Here is a 26,650-nt window from a genome sequence, read left to right as displayed (position 1 = left end):
CTCCTTCCTGCCCCAGCGGACCTTCCTGGGAGGAGAACCTATGGGGTGCGTGACGGGCCTGCACGCCGGATCGCTCCGAAGCTTTTCGGGTCGCACGGCCAGCGGCCGTGGTTTCAGCTAGGAATGAAGAAGCTCTTCGGATCGATATTTGAAACACTGCCCCTACCTCCACGTCGTCCCCTTTGTTACAATCTCTCTCAATTTTGCACGTATACTACGTTCGTCATGTTACAACTCAACAATTTGTCGCTCTCATTCGGTGGACAGGATCTGTTCCGGAATCTCAATTGGCATGTACGCAAAGGAGAACGGATCGGCCTCGTCGGGCCTAACGGCGCCGGAAAAACGACCCTCTTTCGCCTCATCATCGGTCAGATCGAAGCCGATGCCGGTAGTATCCAGCGTGGACGCGAAGCAACGATTGGCTATCTTCCCCAGGAAGGGATTGCCATCACTGGCCGCACCCTGTTCGCAGAGGCTCGTTCAGCACTTCCGCAACTCACAGAGATTCAGCATGAATTGACGGTGATTCACGATGCACTCGAACACAACCACAGTGACGGCGAGGAGCATGAGGAGTTGCTTGCGCGCTACGGCGACCTCCAACACCGCTTTGAAGAATTGGGAGGTTTTCGTGCTGATGCAGAAGTCGCCAAAGTCCTCACTGGTCTGGGCTTCCAAGAATCGCAGTTTGAGCAGCCGACGGCGACGTTCAGCGGTGGTTGGCAAATGCGTTTGGCGCTTGCCAAACTCCTTCTTCAGCAGCCTGACATCCTGTTACTTGATGAGCCAACCAACCATCTCGATCTTGATTCGTTGTTGTGGTTGGAATCCTATCTGCGCGCTTACGTCGGCAGCGTCATTATCATTTCCCATGATCGCGAATTTCTCGATCGTTTAGTGACCCGGATCGCATCGCTCTATCGTCAAACGATCACTGAATACACCGGGAATTACTCCAGCTTTGAGCGCCAGTTCGAGTTCGAACTCGAAGCGCACCGGAAAGCGTACGAGGAACAACAAGAAGAAATTGCCCGGATTCAACGCTTTATCGACACGTTTCGTTACAATGCACGCAAGGCCTCACAGGTGCAAAGCCGTGTGAAACAACTGGATAAGCTTGAGCGAGTCGAGCCACCGCAGAGTGTCCCCAAGGGAGTACGTTTTCATTTTCCCTCAGCACCGCGGAGTGGGCGGGCCGTGCTGGAGCTACAGAACGTTGACAAGCAGTACGATACGCTCCAAGTGTTTCGCGATGTGAATCTGATTGTTGAACGCGGAGAACGGATCGCGTTAGTGGGGGTTAATGGCGCCGGCAAGTCAACCCTCAGCCGCATTCTTGCTGGAGTGGAAGAGGCAACGACTGGAGAGCGCCGCCTTGGACATCAAGTCGTACTCGATTATTACGCGCAGCAACAAGCCGATCGGCTCACGAGTGACAATACCGTATACGACGAGGTCGCCAAGAATGCGTCACTGGCAATGACTCCCGAGCTGCGCATCCTGCTCGGAGCTTTTCTGTTTTCTGGAGATGCTGTCAACAAAAAAGTGGTCGTGCTCAGCGGTGGCGAAAAGAGTCGTCTCGCGTTAGCAAAGATGTTACTGCAACCATCGAACTTCTTAATCCTCGACGAGCCAACCAACCACCTCGATATACGCACCAAAGATGTCTTACGTGAAGCGTTGCTGCAGTTCAGCGGAACGTTCCTGATCGTTTCGCATGATCGCTACTTCTTGACTGGTCTCGTCACCAAGGTCATCGAGATGCAACACGGACAACTGGTCGTTTATCCGGGAACGTTCGAAGAATTTCTCGCTTGGAAAGAGAAAATGGCTAGCGTCCAGGGGCAAGAGTCTGGAGACCACAACAGTCCAAGGTCTAAAATCCAAGGTCTAAAACCTGAAACTCCCAATCTCCAATCTGCAGCCCGCAGTCCGCAATTAGAGATGGCCGACACTCTAGCAGTGATCCAAGAAGCCAAACGCGGCAAACTCTCGTATGAACAACAAAAGGCGGCACGTGCGGAACAGCAAAAGCGAGAACGTCGACTCGCAGAGATCGAAAAGCAGGTTGCCACACTTGAAGAGCGGAAGGCCACGCTTGAACAATTGATGGTCGATGGCACCACCTTCACTGACCCCCAACGTGCACGAGAACTCACGCAAGAGTATGACACGCTCAAGCAAACGCTCGAAGACCAGTATGCCGCGTGGACAGAGCTAGCAGAAACGATGAATGCATAGCCGTGACGATCTTCCATTCCCTCACGACAGGAGAACAATAATGCGCGTAGGCTTAGGAATTCCACCAATCGGACTCCCAATGGACTTCTGCACGGATATCGTCCAACAAGCAGAAGCTCGCGGGTTCGACTATATCTCAGTCGGTGAAGCATGGGGCGTAGAAACGTGCACGATGGTGGGTGCACTCTTGGCTCGTACCCAACGTATTCGCATCGGGACTGGAATTGTCTCGATCTATCTACGTCCGCCAACTTTGACCGCAATGCAAGCGATGACCTTAGACCTCATTGCTCCGGGACGTGTCACTCTTGGCTTAGGAGTGAGTACACAGAATATCAACAATTTTCACGGTATCCCTTGGAATTATCCGGTCTCACGTACGCGAGAGTACGTCCATCTTTTGCGACGCGTCCTTGCTGGTGAACGCGTGACGTATGAAGGTAAGTTTTATCAACCCAAAGGATTCCAACTCAGTGTCCCGCCTCCCTCCGGTCGAGTCCCGATTTACCTCGCAGCGGTGAATCCACAAATGCTACAGCTCGCAGGCGAAGTTGCGGATGGAGTCCTTCTCGCCTGGCTGCCAGCGCGACAAGTCGCTCTTTCTATCGCAGAGATCGCGAAAGGTGCAGCGCGAGCCGGACGATCCCTGTCCGATATCGACATTGGTTGTTACATTCACACGGCAGTCACTAACAATCGTGAACAAACACTCAAACAGTTACGTCGCGTGTTAGTCGGCTACTGTCAAGCGAATACGTACATTCAGGGTTTTCGTCACTTCGGCTACGGCGACATTCTTGAAGAAGTCCATCGGTATTGGCGTGCAGGAAATCGACCAATGGCCGAAGCGGCGATTCCAGAACGGATGGTCGAAGAGCTGTATGTTTTCGGTACCCCTGATGAGTGCCGCGCTCATATTGAGCGGTTCCGCCAAGCTGGACTCCAACTCCCGGTTCTTGCAGCACCACCGACCAGCCAAATCACAAGAGAAGATTTTTCTCGCCTGATAGAGACGTTTGCGCAATGAAATACACGACACCACTACTGCTGCTGTTCTGTACGGGTTGTTATCAACGGCAAGATCCGCTTGTGCGCGAGGAAGGCGGTTATAGGTAATAGGGAAAGAAACGCACTATCCCTGAAGCCTACAACCTGCGCTGCTCTATTTCGCAGACACCAGTCGGCTAAAGATCTCGTCGTCCTTTAACACTTGCGGCGTGGGGAAGGCAGTTTTGCTGTGCGACAGCCCGAGTTCCAAGAAGACCTCACACATCTTATACATCACCAACCCTGGGTTAACGACCGGCACCGGAAGGCGCTCTTTCAGGTAACTATACGACTGATGCATGGTCGTTGACCCCAGCACAATCACATCAGCACCGTCTTCATTGATAGCTTTGAGTGACTCATGTTCAAGTTTTTTGAAGATCACTTCCTCTTTCCCGCTCAGCAGCTCTTCGACATCTGGTCGGGTCTTGATCGACCGCAGAGAAGCCACTTTATCCCACAAACGATACTCAGTGAGGGTTTTTTTGTACAGATGAAACCATTCGTCCCACATCGTGATGATAGAGAACTTATGCCCGAGCATGCCTGCGAGATGAAAAGCGACCTGACCAGGACCAAGCACTGGGATCGAGAGACGAGAGCGTAACGCATACAAGCCAGAGTCACTCACTGTATCGATACACACTGCAGCATATCCCTCCTGCTCCGCTTTGAGCCCAGCCTCGAAGATGAACATGTCCATCAACAGGGTGTCGTAGTAACTATCGCCATACGCACAACTGTTCCGTACTGGGACAAACTCAACTTCGAAGCCCGGCCGAATACACTCACGCGGCAGTTGTGCGCGGCGATTGGCAATGCCTTTCTCATCAAAAGGAAAAGGAACGATAACTTTCACGCGCTTGCTCATAGATGCCTCCTCGTACCTCTCGCAGCAGCCTATGCCTTGTAGCGCTCGCCCAGTCAAGATCAATCTATCGTGGCTTGCCTCAGCAGCTTTAAGTGGGCACAGTACGTAACAAAAGGAGTAACAGTATGGCAACTCCAGACGCCCCACGTATGAGCCCGGAAGAATTATATGCGAGGATAACAAAATACGAACCTGTTGTTATCCTCGATGTCCGAACCGAGGCAGCGCTCACAATGAATCCGTATAAAATCCCTGGGGCGCGGTGGATGCCGCTTACCTCGGTTGTCGAGCAAGCCCAACAACTCCCAAGGCAAGGGACCGTTGTCGCGTATTGAACTTGAAACGAGGACGCGAGCAGCGCCCGTGCGGCGTTGTGGTTACAGGCCGAAGGATTCGAATCCGTATACGCCCTCCGCGGGGGTCTCCTCGCCTGGGAACAGGCTGGCTATCCGACGGTGCCGTTTCGTATGGAGCAGAATCTCGTCGCTCTCGACACGACTAATGTGCTTCCCTCTGCTGGGACTCCTTCTGCACCGACGGCAGTACAAGCGACAGCCCATACCCATACGTTTCTCCCGGGCCTGGTAGGAAGTTATGCTGTTCAGCAAGGTGCACCGACTCGTAAACAGCTGACCGTCCTTTTTGTCGATATTGCGGACTCCACCGTCACCGTTGTGAACCAACCCCCTGAAGAAGTCCTTACTGTCGTTCAGCAGTTTATGGAAGTCGTCACCGATGTCGCCCTCGCTCATTGTGGCGATGTGAAAGATTATGAAGGCGACGGAGCACTGCTCTATTTTGAGTCAGTCACAGAAGCAACGCAGGCCGCGTTAGCGATTCGAAATCAGCTTGCCCAAACGCAGGCGAAGAAGTCTCATTCCCTCCAGGCACGGTTTAGTCTCAACATTGGCGATGTCACCATCGGGGTCATTGGGACAGCACTACGCCGCTCGGTTGCATTGATTGGCCCGAGTATTAACCTTGCGTCACGATTGCTCAAACAGATTCCACCTGGTGGGATCATTGCCACCGCAGCCGTCATTAGGCATTTGCAACAGGAGACGCCAGAACTCGCGCAGCAGTTCACCATTTGGAACGACAAGTTAGAGTTGAAAGGGTTTACCAACGAACGCGTTGTCGCGTATCACATTCCCGAAGACGTACAGCGTAATGCGTAAAGCGTAAGAGGAAATGCGGGGAGGTTACGTGTTACGTGTTACGTGTTATTCCCAATCGTTCATCTCAGCTCTAAAGGAGGGTTTGATATGGCAACAAAAGTCGGCTTTATCGGCCTCGGCAATATCGGCAAACCAATGGCGATTAACGTTGCAAAAGCAGGATTCGATTTGATGGTCTACGATGTCCGTCAAGAACCGTTGCAAGAGCTGGCTGGACTTGGCGCGAAGGTCGCACGTTCAGCCCAGGAGATCGGTTCCCACGGAGAGATCATTGAGTTGGTTGTGGTCGATGACGCACAGGTTGAAGCTGTCACTTTAGGAGAAGGTGGGGTCCTCAACGGAGCGAAACCAGGGAGCGTCATTGCGGTTCATAGTACGGTCCACCCAAAGACAGTACGCAAACTCGCTGACCTTGCCAAAACGAAAAATGTTATGGTCATTGATGCGGAGGTCAGCGGTGGTGAACGTGGGGCATATGCCAAAACTCTGTGTTACATGGTCGGCGGTGATAAAGCAGCCTTTGAAAAATGCCAACCGATTTTTGCTACTTCTGGTGCCAACATTTTTCACCTCGGTGATCTTGGAGCTGGGGCGGCGGCAAAGCTTGCTCACAATTTGATTGTGTACGTCAATATGTTAGCCGCTTCAGAAGGTATGCGACTGGCACAGCAAGCCGGTGTCGATTTGCAAGTGATGGAAAAAGTTGTCCATGCTGGCGCTGCCCAGAGTCGTGTTGCCGATAATTGGTCGCAACAGCAGAAGCTCAAAGACAACTATACCACTGGCCCGCAGGGGCTTTTGCAGCTCATGCACAAGGACCTCCGCCTCGCGCTCGAACTTGGTCACGATTTGCATATTCCCCTCCCCGGCGCGGCATTGGCGCAACAGATGCTAGATCGGGTGTTGGAGATTAATAAGTGAGAAAACTATGGACATGTCTAAGTTGGTTATTGAAGAGGTGACCGATCCCGAAGAGAATGTCCGTGCTCGCGCACAGGACGAGCGTCATCGACGGAGCAACGAGTGGCTCCAAACCCATTGGGCTGATGTTCTACCTCACGCTCGAGGGAAATTTCTTGCCGTAGCGGGTCAGGAAGGATTTATCGCCGATACTCCCGAACAGGCGTAGGCCTGGGCACAAACAACGTCATCCGGAAGATGACGGTGCGTTTGTCCATTACGTTCAGGTCGACAAAGGGCCACGTTTCTATACCAACCAATTGAACAGATTTGGCCTTAAATACTCGCTTGTTCTTTAGGAGACTTCATGTCCTCTTCTCCCAGAATTCACAGAAATCACAACGTCTATATTTTAGGAGCCGGATTCTCTTGTGACGCAGGTCTTCCTGTTGTTAAAGATTTTCTTAACCGAATGAGGGATAGTATTGACTGGCTTCATGAAAACAATAGAGGAGAAGAAGCACGAGCTGTCGAGAGGATTATTCAATTCAGACTGGAGGCCGCGGCAGCAGCATATCGAGCTTACCTAAACATAGAGCACATTGAGGAACTTTTCAGCTTGGCATCTGCGTGGAAGGGCAATGAATTAACCGAACAGATGACAACCGCGATAGCTGCTACGCTCGATTATGCAAAACTCACCTTTCCTGAACCATCCTTTCGTCTTTTAATCGATTCTCCCCCTGCTGAAGTGCCAAAACCTTGGCAACAAATTACTGGCGACGATACTGTGCCTCGCAACCAGTCCCCGCATCGATCTCCGTATCGCGTTCCGTATTACCATCTCTACGCTGGTCTATTGAGCGGCAAACTTTGCCATCCCACTCCTGATATGGAGAATACAGTCATCACTTTCAATTACGACACTCTCCTAGAAGATGGGCTTACTGACATCGATGTTCCCTTTGATTATCATTTGCCTTCCTCGGACAAGAGCATGAATTCACAAACTGAGACAACATCTGGAAGACCTCTTCCATTGAGAGTACTTAAACTGCACGGCTCGATGAATTGGGGAACGCAAAAGGATAAAAAAACAGACCACCTCACTATCTATAAAAATTATTCTCAGTTGCGTGAGCAAGGAGCGGAAGTGGTATTGATTCCCCCCACCTGGCGCAAAGTCTTTGGTGGAGCACTGACGAGCATCTGGGACGCAGCATTAGAGGCTCTGAGCAGTGCAACAAGGATTGTACTCATTGGGTTCTCAATTCCTCCAACGGATATGCATTTCAAATACCTTCTCGCTGCAGGATTGTGTAACAATGTCTCTCTCCGACAAATCGAGATTATCAATCCTGCCGCCCAATCCGCAGAGAAGAACTTATTCAAAATTCTCCGAAAGGAGTTAAGCGAGCAAGTAGTTATTAATACCAAAACAGGGGAATTGAAAACGCTGTGAGCAACAACGGCTTCCTCAATAGAATAGAACGAAGGTATTTAACTGGATATGTGCTTAATGAAATAAGGCCAGTAACGTGATAGCCGCACTTTCCATACGGTAATCTCGAAGTAAAGAACCTTCGCTTTCTCATCAATCAGTCTGCGCTAGCAATGTTTCCAACAAAGCCTGTTGAGGTTTTCCTAAACTCGTCCCGAGATGCGTACGTAAGTCACGAGAAAGACGTATGGCCTCACGTTGCCATGCGAGAATAGCAACGAATTCTTTTTCGAGCCCGGCTTTCTTTGCCTCTAGAGGTTCTATGGAACGTCCAGCGAACACCGATCGAAGAAGGTTTGTGTATCCACGAATCATCGCACCAACAACTTGCCCAGAATTCACATCTCGTCGGATGTAGACCCCAGCGTCAATTGGGATACTTTCCGCCGCCTGGGGAGCGTCAGTATCAATCAGCAAATCGAGTTCGTCTGTTTCTGGGTCGTAGTCAAGAGCCCGAATGTTCATAGACCTTCTCGTTTCCGTTCGTACCAGCAGCTCTGATAGAACTTGATCCATTGGTTGTCACTCTGCAGAACATATTTGACACTAACAACAAGAAAATAACGAGCCCACTGATCTTGACCTGAAATGCGCAAGAGACGAAAGCGTCTGCCGATTTCGTCAACAGGACGATGCTTGTCAAGTTCAACGAATTCCGCAGCTATGAGCGCTCTCGTTGTAAGTTCAAACGCATCTTCGATCTCCGGTCTCTTGGCAACGTGCACTTCCCACTGCCTCCGACTGATGCAGCATTCGACTCCATCAGTATCCTGACCTCGCCAAAGAATATCACGGTCGTCCGTCACTTACCCCACCAACTTCGCTAACATTTGCTCATACTCGCGGTTGTCATGCGTATCGACAGAGACGTAATGCAGATCGACACCACTCGCTTCTTGTTCTTGCAGACGGTCGATACACGCTTCAACCGATCCAGCGCAGCTTGAGGCATCAATCAAATTGGCTGGGACAGCTTCGGTTGCGGCGCGAGAGTTGGCGTCCCACCCTTTCTTCACCGCTTGTACGGCTTCGCCATAGCCATGCCGGGTGAGTTGCTCGGCGTAACACGTACCCATCCGACCAATGTAAAACGCTAAGGTTCCCGCAGTCTCCACTCGGACTTTATCGATGTTCTTGGTCACCGTCGTTGTACCAGGAGAACGAACCGCAACGGCGTTGGCTGGACGGCCAGCGGCAACACTCATTTTGCGAAGAGCCCCAATTTCACCTTGCAGCTTCGGCAGCGGAATCATGACTGGTAACCAGCCATCTGCTATCTCAGCGGTCATCTTCACACTCTTGGCATTCAACGTTGCCAGATACATCGGAATATGGTTGCGCACCGGATTGAAACGCAGCGTGAATCCACGCTGGAGGTTGAACACCTGTCCACTGTATCTCAGTGGTTCGTTCCGCATCAGGGCATTGATGATTTCGACACATTCTTTCATGCGCGTGAGCGGTGGATCGAACTTCACGCCGTGAAAATGCTCGATCACTTGTGGTCCGCTGGTGCCGAGCCCAATAATCATGCGACCATCGGAGAGTTCATCCAGGGTTGCGAAGTGTTGCGCCAGTGCGGCTGGGGTGCGCGAGTAGGTGTTGACGATAGCCGTACCGAGCTGAATCCTTTTGGTGCGATCAGCTAGCAACGTCAGAATAGTAAAAGCATCGCGGCCCCAGGCTTCTGCTACCCAAGCCGAGTGCACCCCTACGGCATCGGCAATCTGTATCCGTTCAAGTAACGCCTTATAATCAAGTGATCCCTGCCAGTTAATCCCCACAGCAACCTTGCGTGCCATACGTCCCCCTTATTTTTTCTCGCAATCTCCAATTCGTTTCGCTGAAAGCCGCTCAACGAATTTCACCAGTTTGCCACCGACAGCGCCTTCTGAATCAATGACGCTCGTGTACGCACTGTCACCATCGAATGTTGTCACTCCTCGTGATTCTGTCTTAATACCATGCTTTTCCGGACAATCAGCCGTGACCTGATAGGTTGACTCAGTTACTTGCGTTGTCGTGATTGCACAACCCAGCTTTCGGTAAATTTCATTCTGTTTCTGCAATACGGCAATAGGATTCTCACACTCGCGCACGGTCGTATCTTTGGGTACCCACTCTTCATCCGATCGTTGCACAGTACGTTGATACTCCCACAATCCTGAGCGCAGTGACGGCAGCTCATCCTCTGCAAGGGCAACGGAGCTGCTCATGAGCAACATCCACACGACACGAGTCAGTCGTTGCGTCAAAAAGGCCGTTATACAGCGTCGTACATCCATAAGCGCAGTTGCCACCGATGAAGAAGCCTTACCCATTCTGCTGTGCATCACGCAATCGCTCATACATACTCTGGATCCAACGAATGCTCGCACGTTCATCCTCAACGATTCCCCACAATAGCTCTTTGGTTTGTTGGTCTTCTTGAATCTCCGCAGCGAGATCTATAACTGGCTTCATAAACTCTTCAGGCTCACCGAACAATTTCGCCAGCACGCCCAGTTTCTCAACATCCGGACGGTCAGCAGAGCCGAAGAATGGAATTTCTTTTTGTCGACGCTCTTCAGGTACTCTTGCTTGGGGGGCTCCTCCCAAGGCAAGTAGTCGCGCTTTCATAACCCGTGCATGGAGAGCTTCACGTTGTTGAATGATCGCAAGACCGCCCTTCACTCCTTCGTGCTGGCTCACCGCGATCCAGCGAGGAAGATAGGTTGCAACGAATCCTTCTGTCGAACGATACACATCAAGGAGGTGCATAATCCGCTCGCGCTCAGTGGGATTTGGTTTGCCAACATAACCAGCATAGACACGTCGTTGCGGCGTTGTACCGGTGCTCACGAAATACCCTCCTGTTTGTCGTTGTCTCTGGAAACATCACAAGGACAGGCTCAGTCTGTCCTCCGCTTTCTGTCTAGGGCTCGATCTTGCCCCACGCAATAACCTTTGTCGGCACGATTCGCACCATCGCATTGTGGGGAAAGGTCAGCGTCATGACTCGGTATTGCGGATAGCGTTCGCGTAACAAACCAAGCGCACGCGTATGTTCTTCCTCTTGCTCAACAATCATTGCCTTCCCAGTAAGAAGAACATACGCCAACTGGGTCCAGTCGTCAGCATAGTCGTCGATGACAATCGCAACTTGCGGATTGGCCAGGATGTTCCGTATCCGCTTAAGCGGTTTGCCGGTCTGACGTTTGGGCTTTTCATCAACAATAAAATACAAGGAAGCCCCATCGAACGCGTAACAAAAGGGAATGACGTGCGGTTGACCAATCTCACTAGCAGTTGCCAAACGCGCAACCACATGAGAATGAATGAAGCGTTGGACAGGTTCGGCTATGTCGAGGGCCATAGATACCTCAGTTGCCCCCTACGCTGATCGCACCGTGCTACTCGTGTCTTCTCGCCCACGAAAGGCATCTTGAGCTTCGCGATAGATCCGCTCGGCTTGCCCTGCGTATCGCGGGGAGAAATGGAAAACCACTAGTTTTCTGACGTGGGCCATACGGCCAAGGATGCCAGCCTGACGAGCAGTCAGATGATACCGCTTTGTTGCTTGATCCTCGTCTTCGTTCAGAAAAGGTGATTCGCAAAAAAAGAGGTCGGCATCCTGCGCTAAAGCGGCAATCCGCGCAGCATTCTCAGGGGTGAAGATCGTATCAACAACGTAGGCAATTTTGTGACCACGCGTCTCTTTGACCAAGTGATTGCGCAAGTCTCCAAGCCGGAACTGCTGAGTGACTTCCCCACGTTGACGGTCACGCCAACACGCACGAATCGGAAAATCATCTGCTTCTCCACGTCGTAAGGCCGACTTCACGTCCGACAACCACGGACCAGGGAGTATGCCCAACTGAGAGAGGACCACAGTATCAACGTTGAGATGGGTTTTCTCTTCAAGCGCAAACCCAAGTGAATGGATCCGATGATCGAGATGCGCGACACGAACCCGAAAGGCAAGTTCTTCGAGCACGATACCGGTAAAAGGAACCGCAGACAAATGCTCAGGAGTAAAGCCAGTCCGCGCAGGGAACAACACACGGCGGATACTGTCCGGCGCGATTTCGGACACTTCGATAGCAAACCGGTAGTTATCTACCAAATTCCACGTATAGCCACGAAGTTTTCCTTCGACACAATCGACGATACCTGGTGGTCCGAAGAGAAAGAGCTTTTCATCTCGTGCAAGGAAGAGGCGCAGCAGATGATCAAACCCGATAAAGTGATCCATATGGCAGTGCGAGACAAACACATGGCTCACGCGAAACATATCTGCGGCTGGCAAAGCGTCATTGTACCCAAGATCGAAGAGCAACGCTCGCCCCTCCCAACGCAGATGAATATAGAGCCCTGGGTCACCAAAGGGCCCATTGACCAAACGGGCAGCGAAAGCGGCATTCATCCCTCTAACAGAGCGGGAGAAATGAACGCCGTCAAGCGCGGGGAGTGAGGAAATCGACCAGGTAGAAAGAAACTGAAGAGTTTACGACTGACGCTTGAGAAGAAGGAACTGACGCTTCAGACGTTCGACCTGATCTTGAACCGAGGGAAGATGGCGGCTTTCTTTGAGCGCCTGAAATACATCGAGATCAGAAGCCTCACGTCGTCCCTCGGACACTTCGCGCATGGTATCAATGATTTCGTGGATCACACGGGGAATCTCACGTTGCGGAATGACTAAATCCCCCCGGCCAAGAGTCCCTCCCCAGTGCGCTGCATATGGACGCAACACGTGGAGAATCTTTTCGGTTACGCTTTTTTCGCTTGGCATGGCAATCTCTTCCTTGTCGTATAACTTGCTGATGCAAATGTCATTATCACGATCAGGTATTGACTTTGCAAGTCAGTAAAATGGCGGAAAAATAGGACCATCATCGAACAACGATATTGTTAGTGCTCATATTTCTTGCCCAAAGCCAAGGCCTCTTTCACTCCAAGCAGTGTGGTCATCTCATCGAACAATCCGGGCATGGAACTTTTAGTGATGCTTCCGGTGTCCCTCAACTCACGCATCATGTCACGCATCCGGACATAAAACCCGGTCAGCGTTGCTGAATAAATCGTCAGCCGGAACCCCATCTTCTCAATGTCGTTCACAGGAAGTAGCTGACCATTGTACAAAAGCGGGAGGTCACCAATCTCCTGCACATAGCGTTGCATGTCGTCGAGAGTGCGAATCCCATCGACAAAAATGAGATCGGCACCAGCTGCGCGATACGCACGTGCGCGCTTGGCCACATCCGCCCAACCATTGACCGCTAAGGCATCAGTACGGGCAATGATGACAAAATTGCCATCGCGTCGCGCATCACATGCGGCTTGCACCTTTGGCACCATCTCTTCAAGTGGAATGACCTGCTTCCCGGCCAGAAAGCCGCAGCGTTTCGGCCAGACTTGATCTTCAATATGTAACGCTGCTGCACCAGCAGCTTCATACTCCCGCACCGTACGATAGACGTTGACGGGATTCCCGTAGCCGGTGTCTGCATCACAGATGAGTGGGAGGTTGACTGCACTAGCGATATAGCGAACGTTTTCGACCATCTCAGCCATGGTCAGTAGTCCGACATCAGGAAACCCGCGCGCAGCTGCCGTGCCAAAGCCAGTCATATACACAGCCGCAAACCCGGTGTCTTGAGCAATACGCGCTTGAAACGCATCAAAAACAAACGGGGCAACGACCATACCTGGTCCGTTGAGCATCTGCCGTAATCGTTGGGCCGCTTCTGCCATATACCCCTCCTCACAGCGTTATTTCACGGTCTGTAAGAACGAAAGCAGTGCAGCAATGCATGCCTCTGGGTTATCAAGATAGATCTCATGGCCGCGCCCGGCGATGACAGCAATGCGAGCACCAGGAATCGAATCGCGAATCAGGATTTGTTCAGTCAGCGGTGTCAGCGGGCTCGTCTCGGGAGCCAAAACTAAGGTCGGCACTTTCACCTGAGTCAACAATGGCGTGATGTTAACGCTCGGGACCAGACGACACAGCCCTTGCAGAACATGGGTGCGAGTTTTCCCCCATTCCTTGAGAATCCATTCAAGCCGCGGAGATTTCGCGTCTCCGACGGCCACCCCACCGCCCTGCTCCATCAGCGCTTTCACCCATCCGTCTGGTCCAAGGGTGCCAAGCGCGGTGTGCCAATCCTTATACCCAACGGCAAACTTCTCTTGAATATGCGGATGGATGGCCGTCGGCGTTGCACAAAGGGTGAGGCTCTTGAAGCGTTCTGGCCAACGTACAGCAAAAGCAATGCCCAGGATGCCACCGACCGACTCACCAACGTAGTGGACTTTATCGATGCCTAGCGCATCGAGGAAGCCTTTCATGTCATTGAGCAGATCATCGACTGACCACACATAGTTGGCTCCGGGGTCAGCCGATTGCCCGTGGCCACGCATATCGCGTCGAATCACGCGATACTGTCCAGCTAATGGTGGCACCCAGTGATACCAAAACTGCGAGCTGCGACCAAAGCCGTGTTGAATCCACAACGGTTCAGCGGTTGTCCACGGATCAGTAAAGTCGTTGATCTCGTAGTACATCTCATCATTGTTGGCTTTGATTGTGGACATACTCGTCCCTCCTTCATGCCCTTGCCCCTATAAGGTTCGAGTGAGGAAATCAACTGTGGCAAACGGAAAAGGCAGATCAGGAAAACGGAGACGAGGAAAAGCCGTGGAGAGCATTGCGAGAAATGGCGAGCGACAAAACACACTCTACAAAAAACACAGAGTGCTTCGTTCCGCTCGCAATGACAGCGCTACAGCACTACCGGCATTTTCATCGTCAGCGACTACCACTCTGTCCGTGCAGGTGGGAGTGCTCCTTTGGCATGGGGGGACGAAAAGAATTCTTTCTCCTGGACCAAGTCTCGTGCCATATAGCGTTGTAAGAGTCCGGCAGCCTGGCGTAGTAACTCTCGCTTGCCGCGAAACACGGCTTCGCGAATCCACTCTCCACGAATCCAACAGTCGAAGGAAGCTTCCTCAATAAAGTTGAACTCAAGCAATCGTTCCCCCACTGGGGTGCCAGTAACGATAACTCTTAGTGATAAACCAGAATCCACCAATACCGCACGGGCATCTGGAGGTAAAGGTAAGGCACGTTTGACCCGGTCAATCTCCGCAGGTGGGGATTTTTGTTCTACCAGCGAGAGGTACCCCCACTCTCCAGGGGCAGGGTTGGCGTCAGTGAGCAATTTGAGGTTCAGGTCAGTTAAGTTCTTGGTGGCGACTTCTTGGTCGTAGCCTTCTACACAGCGAAAAAAGTTGGCGCCGACAAAATTCTGCCCTTCTTGCAGTTTCACCTTCTCGCGGGTTTTGAGATTCTCAACCCACCAATTGTTATCCGCACTCTGTTCACGAATGTTCTGTTCTTTAGAGGGCTCTTTTGCCATAACGCTTCTCACCGTGCCTGGGATTTGAGGCCACGCACCATATTTTGCGCAAACGCATTGGCTTTACGCTCTGCGTCTACCCAATAAATGTAGTGACCCATTTCATGGTAGACCATGTTAACCCATTGCCGTTCGGAATTATACTTGCGTCCCCGTTTCCAATACTCCGGATGCATCAGATGGATCGTGCCATCCTCATACGTCCGTCCTGCCGTCTTGCCCCAGTCGATGTAGGCATACCATTCAAATCGTGGACGTTTCAAACGATAAAATACACAGATTCGCGTAATGGCTTGGCGGAAACTGCTGATTTTATGATCGTGAAAAAAATTCGCCAGGAGCCGATCAATCCCACGCCGCTCCCGCAGGGGCGGCAAGATCATGAGCATAGTCGTGCCGTGCTATGGAAGAAAGTAAGAAAACCCAGCAAGGATAACACCAGAATCCAAGCCCGCGTTATCATCATAGAGGTTCGCATTAGAAATATGTCGATAGCGCCACATCGCATTGAACGCCAGATTCTTATTGAAGAAATAGCTCGCTCCCACACCAATGTTTTCCATAAAACTGAAATGGCCTCCCAGGCTGTACCCTCGTAAGTCAGTATACAAAAGTCCTAACCCACCTTCGATATATGGAGCAAGACGGGTTCCCGTGTCAAAGTAGTAAGTAAACACCGGTAGCCCCAAGCCGAGTTCGATATCCCCATGCTTCCCCGGCCTGATCGAATGAATGACCGAGGCAAATGGTTCAGCACTAATCTCAAAAGCGCCAGCAGGAATGAATCCCCACTGCCCTTTGAAGACGGTATACCCAATGCGGAGGTTGATCGGAATCATTTCAGCGTGTTTACGTAATCCCCAAATGTAACCTGTCCGTAGACCAAGTTCCCACGTCCCCGCTTTGGGTAGAACATCTTCAGCGTGAACGACCTCACTGCCACAGAGGATCCCAAGCGCTACCAAACAACTCAATCCCCACCGTCTCCAATTCCTCATTGTGCCTTCCCCTTCCGATAAGATTACAATGCGTCGGCAACCGCTCCTATCCGACTCCCCGATATTTGGCAAGCGGCAACCAAAGCGCGTCGAAGGGCGGGAATCCGGATTATTGGAGTGGAGGAAGTTTACGGACACAGGCTAGGCTTTCCGCCGTCCCCATAAACTCAGCGGCGGTGGACCTTGTATCCCGCCAGAGAGGCGTTGCTGCATATCTGCTACTGCCTCACCTAACAATCGCAGGTGCTCGCTGACTTGTTCATCTACAATCGTATTGCCCTGCAACTGGTTACTCCGAACATAGACGCTCCCAGGTACTAGATGGGCATTGAACCACATCAACACTGGCCGGAGTTCCTGGTCAATACTCAGATAATGATGATCGGTTGCTGCTGTCGCAACCAGACCTACAACTTTCCCCATCATCGCTTCGACAGGAACATGGTCAAGAAGATTTTTTAACGATCCTGTATACGATCCACGATAGATCGGCGTCCCGATCACGAACGCATCTGCGGCTTGAATGCGGTTCACGACTTGTGGCGTATCGTCAGCGTACTCGTTAAAGGGTCGACCATCACAAAACGAGAGCGTCACAGAGCGCAGATCGATTACATCCGTTGTCAATTGTGGATTCCGCGCTTTTGCTCCTGCAAGAGCTGCGTCAATAACTGCCCGGGTGCTGCCACCCTTCGTCATACTGCCGGAAATGCCAAGTATGGTTGCCATACGAAATCTCCTCTGACTGCTTGGTAGAAAATCATTAGGAACAAAGAACAAACTGCAACCCTTAATACGTAACCACCCCACCTACCCATCTGTTCTCCTGCGTTTTATAGATTGCGCATTACATAAGATGTCGTCCTGTTAGCGTTTCGTCGCTCCGCATCTTGCCAGCTTCTTGCGGGTATGAGAATAGACACGGTTAATGACTCAGTAAAAGTGAGGCAACTATGCGTTGGAGAGGCGAACGGCAAAGTGAGAATGTTGAAGATGTCCGCCATGAAGGTGGCGCGCGTCGCGTCCCGATGGGAATGAAAATGGGCGGAGGAATGACCCTCCTTCTGCTCGTCGTCGGACTTCTTCTTGGTCAGAACCCCCTGCAATTATTACAGATGATCTCGCAATCCAATGTTGGGGTTTCTACCCAACCTCAAACACAACCGCGGCCAGCGGGCAATGATGAAGCGTCGCAGTTTGTTTCGGTCATTCTTGCGAGTACTGAGGATGTGTGGGGAAAAATGTTCTCAGCCGCCGGCCAACAGTATCCTGCACCAAAGCTGGTCCTTTTTTCTGATGGAATTGAATCGGCGTGCGGCATGAATTCATCAGCGACGGGCCCATTTTACTGCCCAGGCGATCAGAAGGTGTACCTCGATTTAAGCTTCCTCAGTGAATTACAACGCATGGGTGCAGCGGGAGACTTTGCTGTTGCGTATGTCATCGCCCACGAAGTTGGTCATCACATACAAAATGTGATTGGCACTGAACGAAAGTTTCGCCAATACCAGAGTCAAGTGAACAATCAGGAGCAGGCGAACGCACTATCGGTGCTCATGGAGTTACAAGCTGATTGTTACGCCGGTGTGTGGGCCAATCATGCACATAGTCAACGACAAATCCTTGAGGAAGGTGATGTGGAAGAAGGTTTGAACGCTGCGGCGGCTATCGGAGACGATCGCTTACAGAAAATGGCTGGGCGTCGCGTGAATCCTGACGGTTTCACGCACGGCTCCTCACAACAGCGAGTACAATGGTTCCGCACTGGCATGAAGAGTGGGGATATCAATTCCTGTGATACCTTTAAGCAAGCAGGACTGTAAGAGCAGGCAACCACTGTCGAGCCGCTCATCCGCCCTTTGATAACCACGTCCTGAGCCGGTCGAAGGGCTCAGGACGAATGCGGAAGATCCTTCTCTCGCTCCAGAGTTGAACGGTAATGGCCACTCGGATTCAGTTGGGGTAGCGGGTGCTGTGCGCACGATGCACTCGCCTGCGTGAATTCCCGTGCGCACGGCGCACGCTACGGCTCCGGGGACAACCCAAAGTGTACTAATCTCGGTGGTTCGATTCAGTGATAATCGCCACCCGGATTCAGCGCACCGCCCTCAACAAGCAGCCCCTGTCCGGGAACATAATTCATCTCCAAGCGAATACCGTCCGGGTCCTCGAAGAGCACCGAGTAATACCCTGGAGCCCAGCTCCCCTCCTCAGGAGGATGGACGATCTTTGCCCCCAACTGCTTCAGAAACTCGTAGAGGGTGTCGACATCCTCACGGCTTCGCGCTCGAAAACTGAGATGGTGTAAGCCAATCCGTGTTTGCATAAACTGCTCGTGACGATATTTTTCCTCACATTTAGCAATGGCCAACGCGGTTCTGCCACCGACGTGGTAGAGAAACGCCTCGCCCTTGAACACCCTTTTCATCCCAAGGAACGGGAGTAACTTTTCATAAAACGGCACTGCGGCTTCAAAGTTATTCACAGTAAGGACAACATGCGCCATACCGTTGATTTCCATAGACGACTTCTCCTTTGCACATTACGCTCGTTATGCATTCGTACTCAATTCTGTTTCAGTAAACTCTTTCGCATCCTCATCCCAGCGGAACGCCTTGATGTTGCGCACCTGACGGTCATAGATGGAAATCACAAGATACACAGCACCAGGATACCAAGGTTCATCTTCAAACAGCGCTTGCCGTTTATCTTCTGCTGAGAAGTATGCATCATGATTCGGATGCGAGTGGTAGAATGCTTTGAGCTGCGCTTTCCCGCTATCAACCTCCATGTTCACCGCGAGTAACTCTTTCGGTTCCATGAAGTAGGCAATGGTTGCATCACGGGGAAACTCTTGCGGGGCTTCTTTATGTTTCACATTCTGAATGTTGGTAATCCGACGGACCTCTTCTCGCCCATTTTTCACCACAATCGCTCCACAACATTCATCGGGGAAAATTTCTTGCGCATGCTGGCACATCGTATCCCATGTATGAGCAGATAAATGGATCATGATTCCTCCAAGAACTCGTGCGCTGTGCGCACGCTCCTATCGCTTCCTTCTTCTCCTGACTACTGAATGCTGGCTACTGGCTACTTTTTTTCTTCCCGTGTCTGAATCGTATACCGCACTTCAGCCCCGTCTGGCCCACGCTGCTTCTCAAGGCTGACATGCAGGCGATTGGCAGCAATCGTGTGACGAGTGGTCAGCTCGTCAATCACAACCTGTACACGATCTCTTGCCAGTCGCTCGGTTTCATTGGCAGGTACTGTAACGGTTTTGCGTAGTCGCGTCAGCAAGTCTCCTGCTTGAGACGACAAGGCTGACGAGGTCTCACTTCCCTCTGCAGACAGCTTCTGAGCAAGGAACTGACGGACCTCATCCTGAGGAGTCACTTGCAGAGCAGTATCACTGCCATTCGTGGCGGTTGCGGGTCTCGCGGGCAATTGATTGAGGACGAGCTGATCACGGAGCAGATCTTGATCTTGAGGGCCGGCAACCCCACCAAGACGGAGATCCAGGTTGGGGCGTTGCGTCAAAAATAACGCGAGACGCGAAAGTTGCTTTTGACTGTCTTCCTTTATCTGCCGTGTTCCCGGCAGAAAATGAATCGGCTCAAGCGTGAACCCTTCGAGTTTGCCTTTCCCTTTGAACAATGCGCCCAAAACTTTGAGTGGTGAAGTCACGGCACCGATGACTACGTCCCGGATCGCGCGAACAACAGTTCCGCTCCATTGAAATCCTGGCTCATTGAATCGCCCTTCCACTGGCAACTGTAAACTAATATCACCGTTCAAATCCTTGAGCAGAGCGATCACTAAGGCAAGGGGCAATCCCACCTGCTGTTCCAATTCCGACGACTTCCGCTTGCCACCAAGATTGATGTCGTGCAAGGTAACTGTCATGTTCGCTTGCACGCGGTCACCTGGTATCACCAAATCCCACGTTGCTGACACTGCACCTTTCTTTACTCGGTAGCCAAGACTAGGTTCGAGATATGAATTGAAGCGCGGCAAAGACACTTTCTCAACCTTGCCGTTGATACGAACGACCACCCGCTCTCCTTTGCGCTCGGTGGTCCCTTTGAGTTCAACTGGCGCACCATCCTCGTTGTATGCAAATGCCGCAAATGTTGCAGGAAGCAACGTCGGGTATCCAGCACGGCTGAGGTCTACACGTACATCTTGCCAGTACACTGTCTGCGGTGGCGATACCGTGCGATCTTCAAAATATAACTGCCCGCCAATGATCGTGGCTCGATCGATCTGAATTGACACGGGAAGTGTGGAGTTCTCAGGAGCCGTGGGTGATGCAGGTGTCTGAGACGGTACGGCGAGACTAGACGTGTCAGCAGTTTGACTAGGTTCGGTTTGCGCAGGTGTTGTTGGAGAGGCAATCACGGTTTGTTCTTTTGCCGATGGGATGAACAACTGAAATGGCCCAGAGGGTGGGCGCATTCCTTGGGCGTATGCGTACTCCAATGCCACGTCGCGTAGTCTGATATCGAGTGGCAGCACCCGGCTGCCTTTATTGATTGTGGCTTTCCCGTGATGACATCCCAACAAGATTTGATTTTCGGCTCCTTGCGTTAGAGCAAAGCCTGTGAATTCAACTGGACCGTGTATCTTCAGCGTCTCCTGCTGTTGAGCGTCTGGTTCTTGAGTCACCCATAGTTCTCCATTCGTTTTCTCGATCGCCACGTCGCCTTGGGGTAACTGGCGCATGGAAAGCTGATCAAGTTGCGCCTTCAGGTGTAAGGCGAAAGGGGTCATCGTACTCCCATCATGAATTTCAACCCGCCCAGTGTCCCAGGCCAGCACCTTCGCAGCCTCAGGCACGCCAGCGAGAGAGAGCTTCGCCGTATCAAGAGCGCCCACAATAATCACTTTTTGTTTCTGGTCAGGCTGAGAGCCTTGAGCAAGCCGCAGTTTGCCTCCGACCTTTTCAATAGTGAGGTCACCATGCTCAGGCCTTTGCAAAACCACACGAGACAGATGTGGCTCTAGAGACAGTGAAAATGGTAACAAAGAACTGCCATCAGAGATAACAATCTGTCCATCTTCCCAACGCAGCGTATGTCCTTGTTCAGGAGTATTACTGAGAGAGAAGCCTTTAGCTCCTAAATTCCCGTGGACGCTAATGGCCTGAGCGTCATCTCGTTCGAACAGGACAGTATTGAGATCGCCAGTAAGCTTGCCGTGCACTTGTTTTGCTGCCAGCACTGGCGTGAGGAGGGGCTGCAGGCTAGCAACATCAAGGTCATTGGCTTGGAGTGCAACTTGTAGCTTCGCAAACGGCCAGAGTTTCCCCCTTACAGAAGGTTCAGGCTCAATCGCCATAAGTGTTGCAACTGACCCTTCGCTACGATCCATGTTTGGCGGCAAAGCAAACCATACCGTTCCTTCCCCCGCTAGTTTTCCGTCTCCTGCACGGGTGCGGAATTGAAAAGGAATCTTGTACATACGAGCATCAATGTCTCTAGCGCTAATCTCTTCGGGCTGTAGGGAGAGGGTTTCTTTCCCCTGCCAAGCATTATTACGGTAACGAAGCTCTCCCCCCATCCATTTGATAGTAGCGATAGAAAAATACCATGCAGTGGGCTCCTGTCCCTGCGAAGAAGAGGCATCGGCTTGTGTCGTGCGTAACCACGAAGCAACGTTAAATCCCTTGTCACTCTGAACGAGCGATAGTTGCGGATTTTTTAGTTCGATCGACTGCAAAGAAAGGTAGTGGGCGAGAAAGTCGAGTATCTCAATTTTGATATGTCCTTCGGGCAAGGCGAACACGGTCTGCTCAGAGCCAGCCTCAACAAACTGCAAGTCCTTGACGTTTACTGTTCCACTAAAGCCATGACGCGGGATCTCTATCCCTGGCTGATAACGATAGTGTAGTTTCGTTCCGATCTGTCCTGTCAGTTTTTGCACTGTCAGGACATCATGGAGGTACGGTTCGAGCGATGCGAGGGCAATTTGCTGCGCCTCAACATCGGCCTCAATCAACGTTTGCTCTCGCTGCCACAGTACCTGCGCTTCACTACTGAGTGGGCCGTCGTTGAGTGCACCTTGCAACTGTAGCGTGACCGGCGTCGCCAAACCATTCGCTTGTAGAGCAATCCCAGAAGTCGTCAAAGTGGTAATCGCTAGCGAGAGCCTGGCTTCGGGGGTTCGGCTTAGGTCACGATAAGTGATTTTACTGTCAGTGATTTGAAGGGGTAGGATAGTCAGGGTCGGTAAGTCAGTAGGAGGTTGTTCCTGCCCGGATGGCGGGGGCGGAAACAAGCGACCGAGATTGATCTGTCCGTTCGCAGTTTGGATCACTTCGAGTTGAACCCCGTTGAGATGAACATACGTGAGCTTCATCTCACGGCGGAGCAGCGCTCGCAGACTGACATTCATGGCAAGATCATTGATTAGTAGGGTCGGATGAGGCTCATCAGGTAGAGACAACGAAAGTTGTTGTAAGGCGATCCGCCCCTGTAGCATGTCAACATCAACATCACCGAGTTGAACGTGTGCAGGGGTGAGCGAAGCAAGCTGGACAAGAATCTGCTGACGAAGAAACCCAGGAAGCCACGAGCGCAGCAAGAAAAGCAAACCCACAGCAGTCAACAGAAACCACTGCCACCAACGAAGGTGACGAGGATGTAGTTGTCGGAGGAACGACGTAAGAAGCATAATTCTCCCAACCACGGTCCGGCTTTTCTGTTCTCTTCTCCTGGCTCCTGACTACTCCCCACGCCACGGTTATAGTGACACGAAATTAGAAATTAACAGAGGAGTGAGCAAGATGGATACACCTGAAGGAGTAGCAAAAATTTCTATCGATGAATTTGGCAAAGTCGAACTACGTGTAGCGACAGTGAAATCCGCAGAACCACATCCTAAGGCAGATCGTTTGTTAGTGCTGAAGATAGACCTCGGTACAGAAGAGCGACAACTGGTCGCCGGCATTCGCGCGCACTATGCGCCCGAAGACCTGATCGGCAAACAGATTGTCGTCGTCGCGAACCTGCAACCCGCCGTGCTGCGTGGGATCGAGAGTCAGGGCATGTTACTGGCTGCGTCTGATGGAGAAAAGGTCATTGTCTTGAGTCCGGAAAAACCAATCGCGCCAGGATCAAGAGTCAAGTGACAAAACGTAAGAAAGACGATCAGCCAAAAAAGGGACGTCCCTTTCTCGGTGGGACACTCTACATAAATCGCAATGCCCATCCGTTCGTGTATGGGATGTGCCTCTTCCTCGGTCTCGCCTTCTTGTATAGCGGGGCCATACTCCCGCTGTTTCGCTTGTACTCGTCTCACAGACGAAGAGATCGAGACTCTGACGTATCGCCTTGGTAACTTGACACTATTGGGCACGGCAGCCAACCACACTGTGGGCAACAACAGTTTCGTGGATCAATGCGAAATCTACCGCGCAAAGGATGACATTAGCTGCAGGAACACATCCAAGAACCGATACTCTCCTCGGACATGAAGAAAACCAACAGAAGCCAGCAGACCAAGAAGGAACGCCCATTCCCGAATGAATCAGGGCACAAGAGTGACACTATCGGTCACCTCGTCCTCATCGTCGCAAGCCTCTTGATCTTCTACTTTGCCTTCCTCTTACCGCTGGCGCCGGTATATGCCGCACGAAACTGGGCACCAGCCTCATGCACGATTATGACCAGTGGGATGAGAGCGAATCACAGCGAGAAAGCACACAATCAGAAGTTTACTGAAGAGGTCACGTATTCGTATGAAGTTGCTGGAAAAACGTATCAGGGAAACCGTTATAAGTTCGTGGAGGGTTGGTACACCAGGGGAGAAAAGTCGAAGAGGGAACCAGAATTCATCGCACAGTACCGACCGGGCAATCGGACCACCTGTTACGTCAATCCATCCGACCCAACTGACGTCGTCTTAAATCGCGGACTCGGTGTCTCCGCGTTCCTCCTTGCAGGTCCTGCTTCTCTTATTATTATTGTCAGTGCGGCCTGGAGGCTGCGTCAACAACGCCAACGCCAGCGACAACGGCCCCAGCGAAAAGAGAAGCTCCGACGATAATCGGAGCTTTCTTACTCACAGACAGTACTTGTCTTACTGTCCAGCAAATTTACTGATATTGACTATCGCCCGTTCGTGCGTGCCTTCCCCAACTTTGGTGCCGTCTTCATTGAACGCTTCAACCATAAAAAGCAGACGGCGGCCCTTGATTTCATTGAGCGTGACTTTGCCTCTCACTTTTTGTCCAATCTTCGTTGGAGCCAGGTGTTTCACGTTGACATGAAACCCAACCGTCTGTTCCCCAGTATCCATATGCGGGGTCAAAAACTCGACACAGGTGCCTTCCATCAACATGATCATCGACGGCGTTGAGTACATACTCGGCACGCCTGGTCCCATGTGGGAAATGCCCATGTCTGGTGTTGTAGTGATAATCTTTTCGTGCTCCATACCAACTTTGAGTGAGTCTTTCATGATTTACCTCCGCGATAAGAAAGGTGGGCACGGCCCACCCTACTCTTTTTCTACTGGCTACTGAAGGCTGACTACCGACTACTTTTTCACGGCTCAATCGCTGCGCGGGTAATCTCTTTACGATCCGACTTATCCATCGCTTCAGCCGATTTTTCCAGCGGAAACACCGCGTCAACCATCTCGTGATACGGATATTTGTCGATGTGACTCGACAAGAAGTTGAGCGCTTTCTGTAGGTAGTGTGGATTGTAGGTTGCCACACCAATAATCGAAATCGACTTAAATGTGACAAACGACGGCGGAATCGCAACAGTCAGTCCGGGAGAAATGTTGCCGAGTTCCAGCACGCGCCCACCATTACGTACTAAATTGATTGCTTCAAGAAACGCTTCAGGAATCCCTGCCACTTCAAGCACGACATCAGCGCCAAGCCCGTTGGTTAATTCACGGACTCTGCCCGCACGAGCTTCTGGCGTCGAGAATTCACGCATATCAACGAGAATATCTGCACCAAAAGCTTTTGCACGTTTGAGGCGGAGATCAACGCCATCGATCGCAATCACACGCGCGCCGCGAGCTTTGGCAACAGCCATCGCATGCAACCCGAGTCCACCTGCACCTTGGACAACCAGCGTCTCTTCATAGCGGAGATTGCCACGATCAAGGCCAAAGAACACTTGCGAGAGGGCGCAGTTTGCCGATGATGCCGCATGATCGGGAACGTTATCCGGTACCTTGTACACATGCTGTCCCGGCTGGATGTAGTAGTGTGTACCAAAGGGAGTGTGGAAATGTGGTGGATCTTGCGGCGCTAATCGCCGCGCGCGAATGCCCATTGTGAGGCACGCCGCAGCATTACCATCGCGACAGTTAGCACATAAGCCACACGTGCGATAATACACAGGCGCAATGCGGTCCCCCTCTTTTAACGGCTGTCCTGCAGTATCGGTTGTCACTCCTTTGCCGAGCTTATAGACACGTCCGACCATCTCGTGTCCCGGCATCACGCCACGTTTACCGAATTCGCCGCGCCACATGTGGACTTCAGAGCCACAAATGTTTGTCCGCGTAACCTGGGCAAGAATGGCACCAGGTTCAACGTCTGGCAAATCAAATTCGTGAAATTCAATCGTCCGGGCTTGCGGAATAAAAGCGATCTTGCCCTTCATACTATCCCTCCTGCATTTTCAGTGCTCGGGACAGTAGCATGACCTAGCTAACAGCAGCAACAGTGGACGTGTGAGAAAGAATCGGAGAAACCGTGAAGCGGAGACACAGAGGGGGAAGTCACCGGTTCTCCCATTCAGCTTCGTTTAGGCGCTACTTGCAGCACCCATGCTAGAAAACTACGGGTAAAGATTTTAGTCCGCGCAGCGTCACCGTCTCTCGCCATTCAAGATTATCCGTCGCGAGCTGAAGCTTGGGCATACGACGGAGCAGCGTACTAAACGCCACTTGTGCTTCAACACGAGCCAGAGGTGCACCAAGGCAATGGTGAATCCCGTAGCTAAACACAATATGTTTGTTGTCTTTCCGGGTGATATCAAGACGATCTGGCTCAGGAAAGACTTCAGGGTCACGGTTCGCAGCGCCGAGCAGGATGATCGCTTGTTGTCCTTTTGGGATGGTTTTTCCATCTATCGCAACATCGACCACAGGGGTCCGCGCTGTCATTTGTACTGAGCCATCATAGCGAAGGAACTCTTCTACTGCACTGGGAACGAGTGACGGTTCAGTCTGCAGTCGGGTCAATTGGTCTGGATTACGAAGGAGCGCAAGGGTTCCATTGCCAATCAGATTCATCGTGGTTTCGTGCCCGGCACCAAGTAACAAGACCGCAGTTGCGACCAGTTCCTCTTCATTCAGCCGATCTCCTGGCTCTTCTGCGGCAATTAAGGCGGTGGCAGGAAACAACTTACCGCAATAGTGATTGACCGGAGTGGAGAGCCTCTGCACAAGAGCAGGGATGAGAGACGAGACCATTGTGTGCTGGCTTCGGTCTAAGTATCGAAGTCTGGTCGAAGAGCTGGATGAACGCGGGCGAC

31 protein-coding genes are annotated in these 26,650 nt (G+C 51.7%); 11 read left to right on the top strand and 20 right to left on the bottom strand.

The genetic code is table 11. The features are described 5' to 3' along the window. Positions 1 to 225 precede the first annotated feature (225 nt). Both FJ147_14685 and FJ147_14680 read left to right on the top strand, forming a co-directional pair. A complete protein-coding gene (locus FJ147_14685) occupies positions 226 to 2,244 on the top strand; it encodes an ABC-F family ATP-binding cassette domain-containing protein (GenBank protein ID MBM4257132.1) in 2,019 nt (672 codons plus the stop codon). Next, positions 2,237 to 3,271, top strand: a complete 1,035-nt coding sequence (locus FJ147_14680; GenBank protein ID MBM4257131.1) for an LLM class flavin-dependent oxidoreductase — start codon at positions 2,237 to 2,239, stop codon at positions 3,269 to 3,271. The genes FJ147_14685 and FJ147_14680 overlap by 8 nt, the downstream gene beginning before the upstream one ends. A gap of 135 nt (positions 3,272 to 3,406) precedes the next feature. On the opposite strand, the gene FJ147_14675 is transcribed toward FJ147_14680, so the two are convergent. Next, positions 3,407 to 4,162 (bottom strand): hydrogenase expression protein HupH, encoded by a 756-nt coding sequence (locus tag FJ147_14675; GenBank protein MBM4257130.1) that lies wholly within the window; start codon positions 4,160 to 4,162, stop codon positions 3,407 to 3,409. A 125-nt stretch (positions 4,163 to 4,287) separates the two neighbouring features. Here FJ147_14675 and FJ147_14670 point away from each other — a divergent pair, with 125 nt between their 5' ends. The 5 genes from FJ147_14670 to FJ147_14650 all read left to right on the top strand — a co-directional run bounded on the left by FJ147_14670 (position 4,288) and on the right by FJ147_14650 (position 7,702). Then, positions 4,288 to 4,497 (top strand): hypothetical protein, encoded by a 210-nt coding sequence (locus FJ147_14670; protein ID MBM4257129.1) that lies wholly within the window; start codon positions 4,288 to 4,290, stop codon positions 4,495 to 4,497. A gap of 132 nt (positions 4,498 to 4,629) precedes the next feature. Further along, positions 4,630 to 5,340, top strand: a complete 711-nt coding sequence (locus tag FJ147_14665) for an adenylate/guanylate cyclase domain-containing protein (GenBank protein MBM4257128.1) — start codon at positions 4,630 to 4,632, stop codon at positions 5,338 to 5,340. An 87-nt stretch (positions 5,341 to 5,427) separates the two neighbouring features. Then, positions 5,428 to 6,261, top strand: coding sequence for an NAD(P)-dependent oxidoreductase (locus FJ147_14660; protein MBM4257127.1), 834 nt, complete (start codon positions 5,428 to 5,430; stop codon positions 6,259 to 6,261). A gap of 7 nt (positions 6,262 to 6,268) precedes the next feature. Next, positions 6,269 to 6,469 carry a hypothetical protein gene (locus tag FJ147_14655; protein ID MBM4257126.1) on the top strand — a complete coding sequence of 67 codons (201 nt, stop codon included), beginning with the start codon at positions 6,269 to 6,271 and terminating at the stop codon, positions 6,467 to 6,469. A gap of 138 nt (positions 6,470 to 6,607) precedes the next feature. Next, on the top strand, positions 6,608 to 7,702 hold the full coding sequence (locus FJ147_14650; protein ID MBM4257125.1) for a hypothetical protein: 1,095 nt from the start codon (positions 6,608 to 6,610) through the stop codon (positions 7,700 to 7,702). A 132-nt stretch (positions 7,703 to 7,834) separates the two neighbouring features. Here the strand turns inward: FJ147_14650 and FJ147_14645 are convergent, their stop codons facing one another. The 13 genes from FJ147_14645 to FJ147_14585 form a co-directional block, all read right to left on the bottom strand. Further along, positions 7,835 to 8,206, bottom strand: coding sequence for a hypothetical protein (locus tag FJ147_14645; protein MBM4257124.1), 372 nt, complete (start codon positions 8,204 to 8,206; stop codon positions 7,835 to 7,837). Between the two features lie 341 nt (positions 8,207 to 8,547). Then, complete coding sequence (locus FJ147_14640; protein ID MBM4257123.1) at positions 8,548 to 9,543, bottom strand: LLM class flavin-dependent oxidoreductase; 996 nt, start codon at positions 9,541 to 9,543, stop codon at positions 8,548 to 8,550. A 9-nt stretch (positions 9,544 to 9,552) separates the two neighbouring features. Beyond that, the gene (locus FJ147_14635; protein MBM4257122.1) at positions 9,553 to 10,125 is read right to left on the bottom strand and encodes a DUF3617 family protein; all 573 of its coding nucleotides are present in this window, start codon (positions 10,123 to 10,125) and stop codon (positions 9,553 to 9,555) included. Then, positions 10,055 to 10,582, bottom strand: coding sequence for a hypothetical protein (locus FJ147_14630; GenBank protein ID MBM4257121.1), 528 nt, complete (start codon positions 10,580 to 10,582; stop codon positions 10,055 to 10,057). Before FJ147_14630 ends, FJ147_14635 begins: the two co-directional genes overlap by 71 nt. A gap of 73 nt (positions 10,583 to 10,655) precedes the next feature. Beyond that, complete coding sequence (locus tag FJ147_14625) at positions 10,656 to 11,096, bottom strand: TIGR03668 family PPOX class F420-dependent oxidoreductase (protein MBM4257120.1); 441 nt, start codon at positions 11,094 to 11,096, stop codon at positions 10,656 to 10,658. Positions 11,097 to 11,114: 18 nt separating this feature from the next. After that, positions 11,115 to 12,146, bottom strand: a complete 1,032-nt coding sequence (locus tag FJ147_14620) for a ribonuclease Z (GenBank protein ID MBM4257119.1) — start codon at positions 12,144 to 12,146, stop codon at positions 11,115 to 11,117. 81 nt (positions 12,147 to 12,227) lie between these two features. Beyond that, complete coding sequence (locus tag FJ147_14615) at positions 12,228 to 12,515, bottom strand: hypothetical protein (GenBank protein ID MBM4257118.1); 288 nt, start codon at positions 12,513 to 12,515, stop codon at positions 12,228 to 12,230. 119 nt (positions 12,516 to 12,634) lie between these two features. Beyond that, positions 12,635 to 13,477, bottom strand: a complete 843-nt coding sequence (locus FJ147_14610) for an isocitrate lyase/PEP mutase family protein (GenBank protein MBM4257117.1) — start codon at positions 13,475 to 13,477, stop codon at positions 12,635 to 12,637. A gap of 18 nt (positions 13,478 to 13,495) precedes the next feature. Beyond that, positions 13,496 to 14,320 (bottom strand): alpha/beta hydrolase, encoded by an 825-nt coding sequence (locus FJ147_14605; GenBank protein ID MBM4257116.1) that lies wholly within the window; start codon positions 14,318 to 14,320, stop codon positions 13,496 to 13,498. 221 nt (positions 14,321 to 14,541) lie between these two features. Beyond that, positions 14,542 to 15,144: a hypothetical protein gene (locus FJ147_14600; protein MBM4257115.1), complete on the bottom strand. Its 603-nt coding sequence runs from the start codon at positions 15,142 to 15,144 to the stop codon at positions 14,542 to 14,544. A gap of 8 nt (positions 15,145 to 15,152) precedes the next feature. Next, complete coding sequence (locus tag FJ147_14595) at positions 15,153 to 15,527, bottom strand: hypothetical protein (GenBank protein ID MBM4257114.1); 375 nt, start codon at positions 15,525 to 15,527, stop codon at positions 15,153 to 15,155. An 18-nt stretch (positions 15,528 to 15,545) separates the two neighbouring features. After that, positions 15,546 to 16,142: an acyloxyacyl hydrolase gene (locus FJ147_14590; GenBank protein MBM4257113.1), complete on the bottom strand. Its 597-nt coding sequence runs from the start codon at positions 16,140 to 16,142 to the stop codon at positions 15,546 to 15,548. A 141-nt stretch (positions 16,143 to 16,283) separates the two neighbouring features. Next, positions 16,284 to 16,871, bottom strand: a complete 588-nt coding sequence (locus tag FJ147_14585) for an NAD(P)H-dependent oxidoreductase (GenBank protein MBM4257112.1) — start codon at positions 16,869 to 16,871, stop codon at positions 16,284 to 16,286. 224 nt (positions 16,872 to 17,095) lie between these two features. Between FJ147_14585 and FJ147_14580 the strand changes: the two genes are divergently transcribed. Continuing rightward, positions 17,096 to 17,965: a flagellar biosynthesis protein FlgM gene (locus FJ147_14580; protein MBM4257111.1), complete on the top strand. Its 870-nt coding sequence runs from the start codon at positions 17,096 to 17,098 to the stop codon at positions 17,963 to 17,965. A 248-nt stretch (positions 17,966 to 18,213) separates the two neighbouring features. Here the strand turns inward: FJ147_14580 and FJ147_14575 are convergent, their stop codons facing one another. The 3 genes from FJ147_14575 to FJ147_14565 form a co-directional block, all read right to left on the bottom strand. Next, positions 18,214 to 18,663: a VOC family protein gene (locus FJ147_14575; protein ID MBM4257110.1), complete on the bottom strand. Its 450-nt coding sequence runs from the start codon at positions 18,661 to 18,663 to the stop codon at positions 18,214 to 18,216. Positions 18,664 to 18,693: 30 nt separating this feature from the next. After that, on the bottom strand, positions 18,694 to 19,155 hold the full coding sequence (locus tag FJ147_14570) for a M67 family metallopeptidase (protein MBM4257109.1): 462 nt from the start codon (positions 19,153 to 19,155) through the stop codon (positions 18,694 to 18,696). Positions 19,156 to 19,235: 80 nt separating this feature from the next. Further along, positions 19,236 to 22,817, bottom strand: coding sequence for a DUF748 domain-containing protein (locus FJ147_14565; GenBank protein MBM4257108.1), 3,582 nt, complete (start codon positions 22,815 to 22,817; stop codon positions 19,236 to 19,238). Between the two features lie 112 nt (positions 22,818 to 22,929). Here FJ147_14565 and metG point away from each other — a divergent pair, with 112 nt between their 5' ends. The 3 genes from metG to FJ147_14550 all read left to right on the top strand — a co-directional run bounded on the left by metG (position 22,930) and on the right by FJ147_14550 (position 24,191). Next, positions 22,930 to 23,274 (top strand): methionine--tRNA ligase subunit beta, encoded by a 345-nt coding sequence (metG, locus tag FJ147_14560; GenBank protein MBM4257107.1) that lies wholly within the window; start codon positions 22,930 to 22,932, stop codon positions 23,272 to 23,274. Between the two features lie 72 nt (positions 23,275 to 23,346). Then, positions 23,347 to 23,619 (top strand): DUF1524 domain-containing protein, encoded by a 273-nt coding sequence (locus tag FJ147_14555; GenBank protein MBM4257106.1) that lies wholly within the window; start codon positions 23,347 to 23,349, stop codon positions 23,617 to 23,619. Next, complete coding sequence (locus tag FJ147_14550; GenBank protein MBM4257105.1) at positions 23,616 to 24,191, top strand: DUF3592 domain-containing protein; 576 nt, start codon at positions 23,616 to 23,618, stop codon at positions 24,189 to 24,191. The genes FJ147_14555 and FJ147_14550 overlap by 4 nt, the downstream gene beginning before the upstream one ends. Positions 24,192 to 24,224: 33 nt before the next feature. On the opposite strand, the gene FJ147_14545 is transcribed toward FJ147_14550, so the two are convergent. From FJ147_14545 to FJ147_14535, 3 genes are all read right to left on the bottom strand, one after another. Continuing rightward, positions 24,225 to 24,605, bottom strand: coding sequence for a thioesterase (locus tag FJ147_14545; GenBank protein MBM4257104.1), 381 nt, complete (start codon positions 24,603 to 24,605; stop codon positions 24,225 to 24,227). 86 nt (positions 24,606 to 24,691) lie between these two features. Continuing rightward, entirely contained in the window at positions 24,692 to 25,774 is a 1,083-nt protein-coding gene (locus FJ147_14540; GenBank protein MBM4257103.1) for a zinc-binding dehydrogenase, read from the bottom strand. A gap of 169 nt (positions 25,775 to 25,943) precedes the next feature. Continuing rightward, on the bottom strand, positions 25,944 to 26,650 hold a 707-nt coding region (locus tag FJ147_14535), incomplete at its 5' end, for a cytochrome P450 (GenBank protein ID MBM4257102.1).

Source organism: Deltaproteobacteria bacterium (assembly GCA_016874775.1).
Classification (GTDB): domain Bacteria; phylum Desulfobacterota; class Binatia; order Bin18; family Bin18; genus VGTJ01.
This window is presented reverse-complemented; position numbering and strand designations above follow the sequence as displayed.